This window comes from Undibacterium hunanense (genome assembly GCF_014284335.1).
GTDB lineage: Bacteria > Pseudomonadota > Gammaproteobacteria > Burkholderiales > Burkholderiaceae_D > Undibacterium > Undibacterium hunanense.
Map to the genome: position 1 here is coordinate 132,498 of NZ_JACOGF010000010.1, position 13,205 is coordinate 145,702.

Consider the following 13,205-nt stretch of genomic DNA (forward strand, 5'->3'; position numbering starts at 1 on the left):
CCACATCGTAAATGAAAAATATTTACGTAAAAAGATATGGAGTAAAGTACTAAAATTTTAGAACTCAGGTGATAACTTGAAAATTTATGGCTATAAAAATACAGAACTTCTTCCGGAAGAAATAATACCTGATGAATTAGCGGAAATTACCCTGCTGGCCTCGGTTGAAGAACTAAGAAAGATCGCAAGTTTCATGCTTTCTGCTGCTGATGAAATAGAAAGCAAGGGATCAAAATGGGAACATAGGCATTTATCGGACTTTGACAAACGCTTTAATGAAGCGCCACATTTCGTTATATATAACCCAAACACAGGCAGCTAAAGCACTTTAGATCTCACCTATCCCAACTTGGCAAAAAAAAACGGACATGCAAACACATGTCCGTTTTTTTCAAGCCAAAACTACCACAAGCTTATTCGTAATCGCTGACCGGCACGCAAGAGCAGAACAGGTTACGGTCACCATAGACGTTATCAGCACGGCCAACCGGCGCAAAATACTTATTCTTGCGCAGGGAAGCTACCGGATAAGCCGCTACTTCACGGCTGTAAGCATGTGGCCACTCATTGGCGATCAACACTTCTGCCGTATGTGGTGCATGTTTCAGCGGATTGTCCTTGGCATCGAATTCACCACTGGCGACCTTGGCGATTTCTTCGCGGATGCTGATCATGGCATCGATGAAGCGGTCAAGTTCGGCTTGTGATTCGCTTTCTGTCGGTTCTATCATCAGCGTGCCGGGCACAGGGAAACTCATGGTCGGTGCGTGGAAGCCAAAGTCGATGAGACGTTTTGCAACATCTTCATTGCTGATGCCGGTGGCATCGGTCAATGGACGCAGATCCAGGATGCACTCATGCGCGACCAGGCCGTCATGACCGCTGTACAGTACAGGGTAATGCGGGGCCAGGCGTTTGGCGATGTAGTTGGCGGCCAGGATCGCGGTTTCTGTTGCTGCCTTCAAACCTTCAGAGCCCATCATGGCGATATACATCCATGAGATAGGCAAGATGCTGGCAGAACCGAATGGTGCGGCACTAACGGCAGAGATACCATCTTCACCGCGTACATAACCTGTGGATTTCTGATTCGGCAAGAACTTCGCCAGATGTGCACCGACAGCCACCGGGCCTACGCCTGGGCCGCCACCGCCATGAGGGATACAGAAAGTCTTGTGCAGGTTCAGATGGCTGACGTCGCCACCAAATTTGCCAGGTGCGGCTACGCCGACCAGCGCATTCATGTTGGCACCATCGACATAGACCTGACCACCGTGGCTATGCACGATGTCGCACAATTGCTGTATACCTTCTTCAAACACACCATGGGTGGATGGATAAGTCACCATCGCTGCGGCCAGGTTGGCGCTGTGTTTTTCTGCCTTGGCTTGCAGGTCAGCCAGATCAACGTTGCCTTTATCATCGCAAGCCACCACGACCACATCCATGCCCACCATGCTGGCTGATGCTGGATTTGTGCCGTGTGCAGACGATGGAATCAGGCAGATATTGCGGTGTGCTTCACCACGGGATGCGTGGTAAGCCTGGATCACCAGCAAGCCTGCGTATTCCCCTTGGGAACCGGCATTTGGTTGCAGGGATACGGCGTCATAGCCAGTTGCTGCGCACAGCATGGCTTCGAGCTGGTCGATCATTTCGCGGTAACCGATGGTCTGGTCATTTGGCGCGAATGGATGGATACTGGAAAATTCTGGCCAGGTTACGGGGATCATTTCGCTGGTGGCGTTCAGCTTCATCGTGCATGAACCCAGCGGTATCATGGTGCGGTCCAGCGCCAGATCCTTGTCAGCCAGGCTGCGCAGGTAACGCAGCATTTCATGTTCTGCGTGATAGCGGTTGAAAGTTGGGTGCGTCAGGTAAGTCGTGCCACGTGTCAGCGCTGCCGGGTAGGCATCATTGACACCTGCTTCAATCGCTGCAAAATCCAATGTCGCGGTGACACCGCTGGCCTTGGCAAAAATCGCCCACAAGGCTTCTATGTCAGCACGGGTAACCGTTTCATCAACAGAGACACCAACCTGCGTTGCACTGATCTGGCGCAGGTTATAGCCCGCAGCTTGGGCAGCCTGATGGCAGGCAGCAGCATTGGCGACATTGACCGTCAGCGTGTCAAAGTAAGTGGTGTTGGCGATGGTCAGGCCCAGCTGTTTCAGGCCGCCAGCCAGTACACCAGTCAAACGATGTACGCGCAACGCGATCTGGCGCAAGCCTGCCGGGCCGTGATAGACGGCATACATGGAAGCGATGACTGCCAGCAAAACCTGGGCAGTACAGATATTCGAGGTGGCTTTTTCGCGGCGGATATGCTGTTCACGCGTTTGCAGGGCCAGGCGATATGCCTTGTTGCCTTGCGCATCGATCGTCACGCCTACCAGGCGGCCTGGCATGCTGCGTTTGAATGCATCGCGTGTACCCATGTAACCCGCGTGCGGGCCACCAAAACCCAGCGGTACGCCAAAACGCTGGCTGTTACCGACGACAACGTCAGCACCCCATTCGCCTGGTGAGGCGATCAGTGTCAGTGCCAGCAGATCGGCAGCAGCGATGACCATCGCACCCTTGGCATGCAAGGCCGCCGCGTATTCGCGGTAATCGCTGATGGAACCATCAACACCTGGGTATTGCAGCAAGACGCCAAAACATTCGTTCTCCAGCGCTTCAGTACCGGCGCAGGTGCGTACTTCTATACCCAGCGGTTTGGCGCGGGTTTCGATGATTTCACGTGTCTGTGGCAAGACATCGGCAGCAACATAAAACACACTGGATTTGGATTTGCCTACGCGCTGTATCAGCGTCATTGCTTCCGCCGCAGCCGTGCCTTCATCCAGCATGGATGCATTGGCAATGTCCATGCCAGTCAGGTCAGTGATGACTTGCTGGAAGTTCAGTATGGCTTCCAGGCGGCCCTGGGAAATCTCTGGCTGGTACGGTGTGTAAGCAGTGTACCAGGCCGGGTTTTCAAAGATATTGCGCAGGATGACGCCAGGGGTATGCGTGTTGTAATAACCCTGACCAATCAAAGACTTCAGTACACGGTTTTTCGACGCCAGTGCCTTCAATGTGGCCAGGGCTTCCTGTTCAGATTTGGCTTCGGTGAATTGCGCCAGTGGCAGCACGTCGTGACGACGGATATTGGCCGGAACGATGGCATCAATCAGGGCAGTGCGATCTGCATAGCCCAGGGTTTTCAGCATGGCGGCTTGTTCTGCTTCAGAAGGGCCGATATGGCGTGCGATGAAAGCATCGTGTGCTTCCAGTTGTGTCAGTGAAGGACGGGTCATGGTATGTGGGGTACAGAAGAGTAACGTGGAATATCAGGCGGAGCTATGCAGGGCAAGCCGCATTCAGGCAAATCCAGATTAAAAGAGGTGATCACAAGATCACCTCTTTTAAACAAATAATTAAGCGATGTTCTTGGCGTAAGTTTCAGCACTCAGCAAGCCATCCACATCAGCAATATTTGCTGGTTTCAGTTTGAACAGCCATGCTGCAAACGCGTCTGCATTGATGGATTCTGGTGCATCCGCCAGCGCTTCATTGATGGCGACAACTTCGCCAGTCACTGGTGCATAGATATCACCGGCAGCCTTGACAGATTCAACCACGGCGCAGTCTTTGCCAGCGTCGAGTACGGTACCGACTTTAGGCAGGTCAACAAAAACGATATCACCCAAGGCGTCCTGGGCAAATTCAGTAATGCCGACAGTGATGGTGCCGTCTGCTTCTGTGCGTACCCATTCGTGGGATGTGGTGTATTTCAGATCTGCTGGTACGTTCATGATGGGCTCCAAATAAGTAAATTAAATAATAATCAGTAAGACTGGCGGTTCAAATCACGCAGCCAGGATTTTGCCGTTACGGACGAAAGGCAGTTTGACCACAGATGCTGCCAATTGCTTGTCACGGATAACAACCTGTACAGTATCGCCTACAGACACACCCATAGGCAACCGCGCCAGAGCAATCGCTTGCTGCATGGTCGGGCTGAAAGTACCACTGGTGATCTCGCCTTCGCCTTGCGCGCAGACGACTTTTTGATGGGCGCGCAGGATGCCGCCTTTTTCACGCAGGATCAGGCCCAGGAACTGAGCATTCTGCCCTTGCGTCTGCAAGGCTTGCTTGCCGACGAAATCACGTTCGCTGACCAGATCAATCGTCCAGGCCAGACCCGCATCCAGCGGGTTGACGGTTTCATCCATATCCTGGCCATACAGGTTCATGCCAGCTTCCAGACGCAGGGTGTCACGCGCACCCAGGCCGGCCGGTTTGACGCCTGCTGCTGCCAGGGCATTCCACAAATCTGTCACGCGATCGGCAGAAACCGCAATTTCAAAACCGTCTTCACCGGTATAGCCGGTGCGTGCCACCATCACTTCACCAAAGGAAGTATCAGCAACGATCACGGCATTGAAGGGTTTGATATCTGCACTGGCAGATTTGGTTTCTGGCAAGACTTCCCAGGCTTTGGCGCGCGCATTTGGTCCCTGCACTGCCACCAGGGCAAAAGCATTTGCGCCATCACGGCGCTGGGTAATGGTCAGGCCGCTATTGGTTTCTGTATTGCGGGCGTTCATCCAGGCGATATCTTTTTCTGCCGTGCCGGCATTGACCACCAGGCGGAACCAGTTTTCGCTGAAGAAGTAAATGATGAGGTCATCAATGACGCCGCCTTCAGGCTTGAGCATGCAGGAATACAGGGCCTTGCCCGCTACCTGTAATTTATCGACATTGTTGGCTACTAGGCCACGCAGGAAGCTGCGTACATTTTCACCCTGCAAATCGACGACACACATATGCGATACATCAAACATGCCGCAATCATTGCGCACAGCATGATGTTCTTCGATTTGGGAACCATAGTTGACAGGCATGTCCCAGCCGCCAAAATCAACCATTTTTGCACCAGCCGCACGATGGGCTGCATTGAGGGGAGTTGCCTTGAGTGATGTCGCTGTTTGCGTCATGAATGCCTCATTACCAGATTGAAGGGACGAACAAACGCATGCCGACGAATAAACGTCGCATGCGTTGAAATCGCATACCCCTCTGTCCTGGTACCTGAGAGATTACGGGAGCATTGTATGTTTGCTTTCCCGCGCGCACCTTCGGTGGGTAGCCCGGCGAATATTTATAAAAATAAACATATCTGCCGCTACCGCTCTCCAGAGTTGGGGCAACTTTTAACTACCCCGTCGATCGGTCCTTTTGCCTGAGAGTTTTTTGGGTATTAGCCCCTTCGGCGGCGACTTTCGTCACGCTCTCCCGATCAAGTAGCGCGATTATATAAGGCTTGCCAGGGATTGGATAGTTGGGTGTGGAAATATTTACAGAAAAGCTGTGGGAATAGTTAAAAAATCACAAAAAAGGCACTTCAAGGCAGTTTCACCAACTTCTGAGGCAATAGAACCACTCGCCAAGATTTGCTCTGCTTCCAAAGTAAAAAATCAAGGGACAGGGTCAAACCTTACCAGACCACTATCCATCTCAGTACTCACTTCTGTATTAATTTGTAATTATTGTATTAAGTAGAAACAATTGCCATAAAACAATGTATGAGTTGCTACTCTTCGCTACGGTTTTATTTCCATTGTATAAATATCTGCCCCTGAGAATTCATCGTTGCCTGTCGTTTCCTGCTGCAAATGACTACCTCGAATGAATAACTCGAACGACTAATTTTTAACGACTAAGCAATCAAGAAGTGACCGGAGAAAAAATGAATAGCAATAAGTTGAAATTGATCGCCTTTGCCGCCATCACAACATGTGGCATGGGTTCTGCATATGCAGCAGACTGGCCGTCCGGCTTTTCCAAATGCGCCGACGAAGGTGGCATCTGCAAAGTAGGCGATAAGGCACTGCAAGTGTCATTTGGATTGAAAGACAAATGGGTAGTGAAATCCCTGTCTGGCAATGTCAGTTGCACCGCCACTACCTTTGGCGCCACCACCACGTCGGATATCAAAGAGAAATGTGCAGTCGGCTCAGCCGCCACACCAGATACCGGCGGCAGCAGTGGCGGCAATGGCGGCAGCACGGGTAATGGATCAGGCACCACACCGGTCCCAGCCGGACACAGCGGCGGCTTTGCCGGACTGGTCACTGGTGGCGGCACCGTGCCAGCAGTCACTGTCACCACAGCGGCACAGATGCAGGCGGCGATTGATGCCTACAATGGCACTGGTGGACTGGTTATCCGTTACACCGGCACGGTCGACTTCCGCACCATTCCTGATGCCTGCACACAATGGAAAAAAGCCAAAGGCGCGATTGTTGAAATCAAGAACAAAGGCAATGTCACCATTGAAGGCAGCAATGGTTCCGCTGCCAATTTTGGTATTGCAGTCAAAGGTGGCGCGACCAACATCATCATCCGCAACATGACCATAGGCCTGTTACCCGGCTCGATCGATGCCATCGGCATAGAAGGCCAGAGCGGCAAGTTCCCTGGCTACGTATGGGTCGATCACAATACCCTGTTCAGCTCACTGGCAGAATGTCCGGGTGCAGGCGATCTGGAATTTGATGGCCTGGTGGACAACAAGGCAGGTGCGCATCATCTCACCTACTCTTACAACTACATCCATGATCACCACAAAGTCGGCCTGATCGGTTCCAACGACAGCGATGCGAGTGACCGTTACATCACCTTCCATCACAATTACTATAAAAATATAGGTTCCCGTGTGCCTCTGCAACGCGGCGGCTATACCCATATCTACAACAATCTGTATAGCGACATCCAGACATCGGGTATCAATGTACGCATGCTGGGTTATTCCCTGATCGAAAGTAACTATTTCGAGAATTCACAAAACCCCGTGACTTCCCGCGACAGTGATGTTATCGGCTACTGGGAATTGCGCAACAATAACGTCAAGACCCCTGCTGACTTCAATACCTACGGCATCAAATGGGTAGCCAGCGATTCCAAGCCGAATCGCGACGCTACAGACTGGATAACGACATCGCACCTGCCGATTGGTATCGCTTACAGCTACACACCAGATGAGCCGACATGCCTGAAACAAAAACTGCCTGCAGTCGCAGGTGCGGGCACGTCACTGGCTAAACTGAGTTGCAAGTAATGTAGTAAGAAAGCAATAGCGCAAGAAAGTAATACAGCAAGAAAGCATACTGTCCTTGCAATCTGAAGCTGAGTGGTCATTCCAGGCCACTCAGCTCCCACAACAAATTCATGTCTTTAAACGACATACCTCTACTTCCCTCGCAACACAAGCACACTCCTGGCATGTGCGCTTACATCTTTCGCATCCAGATACTGCTGCACATAATTGCCTGCTACGAAGCTGGCTGCCTGGTCATTGTAATGCGCATCAAACCAGACACCGCTCTGGCCGACAGGATTAATGCCGAGCGCCTTGCCGGCATTGGCAAAGTCAATCAGGCGGCGGGTTGAAGGGCCGTACGTCACTTCCCATGGTGCGGGGCCGATAGGGCCGGACAGGTTGTTTGGCACTTCCCTCCCGCCGGGTGCAGCGAAGGGGCCGACGTTAAACAGTTTATCCAGCGGCTTTTGTTGCGACAGCGGATGCTTGTGGGTCAGTGTATGTGCCCTGCCCCAGGTCCATTGCTTGCTGTCAGCGCCCAGGGTGTTTTGCAGGTGGGCGATACTGTCACGCCAGGCCAGGCGGATGATATCGTCGCGGCTTTCCACCGCTGGCGTTTTGCGGTTATCCCACCAGGGAGAATGCTCATCCGCCAGCAGACGTGGCAAGGCCATATCCAGCGCACGGGTACGCAACAGATTCTTGAACTGCACTTCGCCCAGCTCATCTGCCATGGCAGCAAAACTTATTTGATACAAAAGCTGGCTGAAGATCACGGGTGCCACGCTGTTGATCTGGTAACTGCCATCCCATTTTTCCAGTTGATCCAGCAAGCGACGGCCTTCGGCATCAGTGACCTGCCGGCGCAATACCGGCAGCAGTGTGCGCAATAGCTGTGGCCCATATTCGGTGCGGGTATCGAGTTGCAGGGTCTGGCTGTTCTTGGCATCCCATTTGATGCCGGGTTTGGCCAGCAGATATTCCAGCCTGCGCGCCCGCTCTGGCAGATTGTAATAACCAGGTATGGAAAAATTAACCGAAGGCAAAGGCTGCTGATTGGCTGACACGATAAAGCCGCGCTCTGGATTCATCTCATGCGGGTTGTCAGCAAAGTCGTAATAGCCTGGCTTATCAGCCTCGGCACTACTGCCATCCAGAATAAAAGCCGGATTCACCTCTGCCGGGCGCCTGACCAGTTTGGCCGCAGCCCACCAGGCAATATCGCCACTGGTATTAGCCCACAATACATTCAAGCCGGGCGCATGGATTTTGCTGGCAGCCTGGCTGGCCATGGGCTGTGTGTTGGCACGGTTAAGTTCATAAAAAGCGTCCAGCACTGGGTTTTCTGTTTCCAGAAATGCCCACCACATCGCCACCGGATTATTGCGGAAGTTATCGCGAAATGCGTCGGTGATGATAGGGCCGTGTGGCGAAGACCGCAGTTGCAGGCGGACCGGATCACTGCCCTTGACCTTGATGATTTCTTCGCGGTTTTGCATGTCCACCCACTGCCCTTTGATCCAGACCTGGTTGGCGTTTTTCGGGTTCACTTTTTCTGCAATCAAATCCAGGTCGTCATTCTGGAACATGGTCAGGGTCCAGCCAAACTGGCTGTTATGGCCAAGCAGGGCAAACGGGTTCAACACCTGGTGGTGACCGTACAGCTCAAAACCCGGCATTTTCAGATGGGCTTCATACCAGACTGCGGGAACCGAATAGGCAATATGCGGGTCGCCAGCCAGCAAAGGTTTTCCACTGACAGTTTTGCTGCCTGCCACCACCCAGGCATTACTGCCTTCCAGTTGCGGCAAACCGAACTCCTCCAGCGCCTGCTGACTGGTGGTGGCGATGCGCTGCAAGCTGGCCCAGTCCGACTGGCTTAATTGCGGGCCAGATTTGATGACACCCTGGGGATACCATGACAGATCAAATATGCGCAGGTAATCAGGCCCCAGTTGATCACGCACCTGCGTCAACACAGGCTCAGTACGAAACGCTGCGGCAAAGCTGTAGGCCATGTAACCGGAAACGGCGATGGTGTCTTCTGCAGTAAACGGGCGTTTGGGGATACCCAATAAATCAAATTCCAGCGGCGCGGCATGGCTGGACTGAAATTGGTTGATGCCATCCAGATAGGCATTCAGGGCTTTTACCGGAGCGGAATTCTGATCCAGCTTTGCCGCATAGTCTGCCGCATGCTTGCGTATGCCCAGGGTGCGGAACAAACGGTCGGTATCGACCAGCTTGGGCCCGAGGATTTCTGCCAGTTCGCCGCGTGCCAGGCGACGCGCCATTTCCATCTGGAACAGACGGTCTTGCGCATGCACATAACCCAGGGCACGATACAGGTCAGCTTCATTTTTTGCTTCGATATGCGGCACACCACGTTCATCATATTGCACGGTGACTTCGGCACTGAGGCCGCTCAGTTCACCAACACCTGAGCGCTGCACCCGCTTGCCATAGACGTACACCGAAACAGCGATCAGCGCGATGATGATCAGGCCAACCAGTAACAGCAAACTCCATTTCAACAGACGTTTCATCAGCATCTCTCATTCCGGGTATGTTTGCTGATTTTACACTTATCTGCCCGGACTCTGCCGTGATCGACTTTTTACAGATATAAATCCCGTTTGATCTGGCGCATTTGCTGGTCATAACGGAATTCCCATGCACGCAAATCATCAATGCGTCTGCGATTGGCACTCAGAAATTCTTGCAGCTCGCGGCGCTCACGTTCACGCTTGCGGTCGATGTTGGCATTGTCTTCGGTTTTAGGGCGATTTTTGTCATCCTGATCGCGCTTGATATCTTGTTCCAGCCTGCGTAACTTGCGTTCGGCATCGGTGTGGCGATCTTCGTGTGTCAGCAAATCGGCATGCGTCTGATTATATTTTCGCGACAGTTCTTCATAATCCTGCCCACCCAGTATGGCACGACGCAAACTACCCTGCAGGCTGATATTGCATACCTCGATTGCCATGCCTTTATTTTCACGGCCCCAGTTAAAGGCATTGTCGACCGTGCAGTAACGTGCGTTCTGGCTGATCCAGGCCTGTTCGTAGACATCGCGGGTCTGGGCAATCACGAAAACATTGTCACGCCGCGCATTGGCCATGCGTTGCTCCAGCTGGTTGGGGTGACCATAACCGTCGCTATTGCCAGCATCGGTCCAGTACTGCAATAATCTTTGTTCCCATTTTTGCTGGTATTCAAGCTCGAATATTTTCAGGCCACGTCGTTTGGCATCATCGCGACGGGTGTGAATATCGCGCCCGCTGACCGCATCATTCCAGCCCAGATTCTTCCAGTATTCGACGATCTCGCGATTCCAGCCGATGTGATAGGCATCTTCACGTATTTGCAGGCCGCTGGCAGTGGCGGTCCTGACGCGGCTGGCCAGTTCACTGTCGGGTATGCCATCATGCGCATCCTGATAACCCATTTGCTGCCAATAGGCGTAATTACCATCAGCCCAACCGCGCTGGTAACTGGGAGCCTGGAAGCCAATTGCCGCGCCGGACCTGGCACGGGCTGCTTCTTCGCCCGCATTGCGGCCTGCCTTGCCATCTTGTAAACCGGTCTGGTACCAGTAATCAGCATTACCCTGCTGCCAGCCTTGTTCATAGGCGGGGCGGTTCAGTGGGGTGCTGTTACGTCCGACAACATCTGACTTGATCTGGGTATCAAAATAACTGATGCCGCGTGCATTGCGGCCATCTTCCCGCCCTAGCCGTGACCAGAAAATCTGGTTACCCTGGACCCAGCCCTGTTCATAATTGCTGGCAGATTCTGCCTTGATCTTGTCGCCATCAATCAGCGAACAAAACCGTCGCCTGTCATCGAAACGCTTGTCCAGCCCTTCGGCCCCATCTTTACTGCCGATAGTGACCCAGTCGCCTAGCTTGCAGTCATTGACGCGGTTAACGGTCGACTGACAGCCGCTCAATAAAAAACCGACAGCCAAAACGGCTGCCAGGATGACACGCTGACCGGGGTTTGATATCAGGTACATAGCAATAATGACTTTAAATGATGATGTTTTAAGTGACGATGCTATATCAACGCATTTGCTTCACATTTGTTGACAAAGCCGATTACAAAGGCTATGACAAAGCCGATTACAAACACGGCATGACATCTTGCCAGACAGGCCATACGTCTTTGGCACAAGGATAAAAAGAACAGCCAGCGCTATTGATTTTAACCAAGCCAACATCATCTATTGCCTTTGCTATTGTTTAGCCCACGCTCGCCCCCTATTCTGGACTGCGCATGACCACCTCCCCTCCCGGCACTGACATTTCCCAGCGCAGCAGCCTGCAAACGCTCAAAGGATTGCTGCCTTTCTTAAGCCCTTACAAGATGCAGTTTGTGCTGGCGGGCATTGCCTTGCTGGTGGCTGCCGGCGCGACCCTGGCTATTCCCTATGCTTTCCGCCAGATGATAGACCTGGGTTTTGGCGGTGGCGATCACAGTATCAAGCATGTGGACCTGACCTTTATTGCCCTGTTTGGTGTCGCCTGTGTGCTCGGCATTGCCACTGCAGCCAGGTTTTATATGGTGTCCTGGCTGGGTGAACGGGTGACGGCAGATATACGCGACGCCGTGTATTCCCACGTTGTGACGCAAAGCCCGGAATTTTTTGAAACCACCCAGACCGGTGAAGTGCTGTCGCGCCTGACCACTGATACCACGCTGATACAGACCGTTGTAGGTACCAGCATATCGATGGCCTTGCGCAATTTCCTGCTCTTCCTCGGTGGGCTGGTGATGCTGTTCGTGACCAGCCCCAAGCTGTCCTCCATCATCATCGTCATGCTGGCGGTGGTGGTCTTGCCCATCATCCTGTTTGGCCGCCGCGTGCGCACGCTGTCGCGGGATTCGCAAGACCGGATAGCCGATGCATCAGCCATCGCTGGCGAAATTTTAAATGCCATGCCCACCGTGCAAGCCTTTACCCATGAACATATAGAAGCACAGCGCTTCTCTGGCTCGGTAGAAGGCGCCTTCAATACCGCCATGCGCCGCATACGCGCACGCTCGCTGCTGACGCTGATTGCTATTCTGCTGATATTTGGTGCCATCGTATTTGTATTATGGCTGGGCGCACATGCCGTCATGCAGGGCCGCATGAGTGGTGGCGAACTTGGTCAGTTCATCCTGTACGCATCCATTGTTGCCGGTGCAGTCGGTGCGCTGTCAGAAGTAATGGGCGATGCCCAGCGCGCTGCCGGGGCCACAGAACGTTTGCTGGAACTGATAGAAGTACAGTCACCGATACAGAATCCGGCTCCTGACCAGGTTTTGCGTCTGCCGGTCAGGGCTGAACATGATGCCAGCGGCGCTGCACTGTCATTGCAAGGACTGGAATTTCACTACCCTTCACGTCCCAACACTGCTGCACTGTCTGCGCTTGATCTGGATATACGGCCAGGCGAAACGGTGGCAATTGTCGGCTCGTCTGGTGCCGGCAAGACCACGCTGTTCCAGATGCTGTTGCGCTTTTATGATCCACAGCGAGGTGAAATACGTCTTGATGGCGTCAATATCCGTCAGCTAAGCCTGCACGACCTGCGTGCCGCCATCGGCATCGTGCCGCAAGATACCATTATTTTTTCTGCCAACGCCATGGAAAATATCCGTTATGGCCGCGCCGATGCCACCGATGCCGAAGTGATCGCCGCCGCCAAAATGGCCGCCGCGCATGAGTTCATAGAAAGACTGCCCGAAAGCTATCAATCCTTCCTGGGAGAACGCGGTGTGCGCCTGTCTGGTGGACAAAGACAGAGAATAGCCATCGCCCGTGCCCTGCTGAAAAACCCGCCCTTGCTATTGCTGGACGAAGCCACCAGCGCACTGGATGCAGAATCAGAGCGTCTGGTACAGGGCGCGCTGGAAGTGGCAATGCAGGGACGCACCACCCTCATCATTGCCCACCGCCTGGCTACCGTGCAGCGGGCAAACCGCATCATCGTCATGGAACATGGGAAGATTGTGGAAACCGGCACCCACGCTTCACTGGTCGAACAAGGTGGCGTGTATGCCAAACTGGCGGCGCTGCAATTTGATTTGCACAAGAACGAAGAGTAAACCTGGCAAGCCCGGTAAG

8 protein-coding genes and 2 riboswitches are annotated in these 13,205 nt (G+C 53.1%); of the genes, 3 read left to right on the plus strand and 5 right to left on the minus strand.

Annotated elements, in window-relative coordinates; translation table 11 throughout:
* Positions 1-76: 76 nt before the first annotated feature.
* Positions 77-322 carry a hypothetical protein gene (locus H8L32_RS18925; protein ID WP_186948828.1) on the plus strand — a complete coding sequence of 82 codons (246 nt, stop codon included), beginning with the start codon at positions 77-79 and terminating at the stop codon, positions 320-322.
* A 91-nt stretch (positions 323-413) separates the two neighbouring features.
* Here the strand turns inward: H8L32_RS18925 and gcvP are convergent, their stop codons facing one another.
* From gcvP to gcvT, 3 genes are all read right to left on the minus strand, one after another.
* Positions 414-3,302 (minus strand): aminomethyl-transferring glycine dehydrogenase, encoded by a 2,889-nt coding sequence (gcvP, locus tag H8L32_RS18930; protein ID WP_186948829.1) that lies wholly within the window; start codon positions 3,300-3,302, stop codon positions 414-416.
* A gap of 120 nt (positions 3,303-3,422) precedes the next feature.
* Positions 3,423-3,800: a glycine cleavage system protein GcvH gene (gene gcvH, locus H8L32_RS18935; RefSeq protein ID WP_186948830.1), complete on the minus strand. Its 378-nt coding sequence runs from the start codon at positions 3,798-3,800 to the stop codon at positions 3,423-3,425.
* Positions 3,801-3,854: 54 nt separating this feature from the next.
* Positions 3,855-4,985 carry a glycine cleavage system aminomethyltransferase GcvT gene (gene gcvT, locus H8L32_RS18940; protein ID WP_186948831.1) on the minus strand — a complete coding sequence of 377 codons (1,131 nt, stop codon included), beginning with the start codon at positions 4,983-4,985 and terminating at the stop codon, positions 3,855-3,857.
* 72 nt (positions 4,986-5,057) lie between these two features.
* A riboswitch (glycine riboswitch) is annotated at positions 5,058-5,197 on the minus strand.
* A gap of 11 nt (positions 5,198-5,208) precedes the next feature.
* Positions 5,209-5,296: riboswitch (glycine riboswitch) on the minus strand.
* A gap of 441 nt (positions 5,297-5,737) precedes the next feature.
* Here gcvT and H8L32_RS18945 point away from each other — a divergent pair.
* Positions 5,738-7,108, plus strand: a complete 1,371-nt coding sequence (locus tag H8L32_RS18945; protein WP_222619417.1) for a pectate lyase family protein — start codon at positions 5,738-5,740, stop codon at positions 7,106-7,108.
* A 131-nt stretch (positions 7,109-7,239) separates the two neighbouring features.
* Here H8L32_RS18945 and H8L32_RS18950 read toward each other — a convergent pair whose 3' ends face one another.
* Entirely contained in the window at positions 7,240-9,636 is a 2,397-nt protein-coding gene (locus tag H8L32_RS18950; protein WP_186948832.1) for a penicillin acylase family protein, read from the minus strand.
* 71 nt (positions 9,637-9,707) lie between these two features.
* Complete coding sequence (locus tag H8L32_RS18955; protein ID WP_186948833.1) at positions 9,708-11,108, minus strand: DUF2799 domain-containing protein; 1,401 nt, start codon at positions 11,106-11,108, stop codon at positions 9,708-9,710.
* Between the two features lie 260 nt (positions 11,109-11,368).
* Between H8L32_RS18955 and H8L32_RS18960 the strand changes: the two genes are divergently transcribed.
* Positions 11,369-13,186 (plus strand): ABC transporter transmembrane domain-containing protein, encoded by a 1,818-nt coding sequence (locus H8L32_RS18960; RefSeq protein WP_186948834.1) that lies wholly within the window; start codon positions 11,369-11,371, stop codon positions 13,184-13,186.
* Positions 13,187-13,205 lie beyond the last annotated feature (19 nt).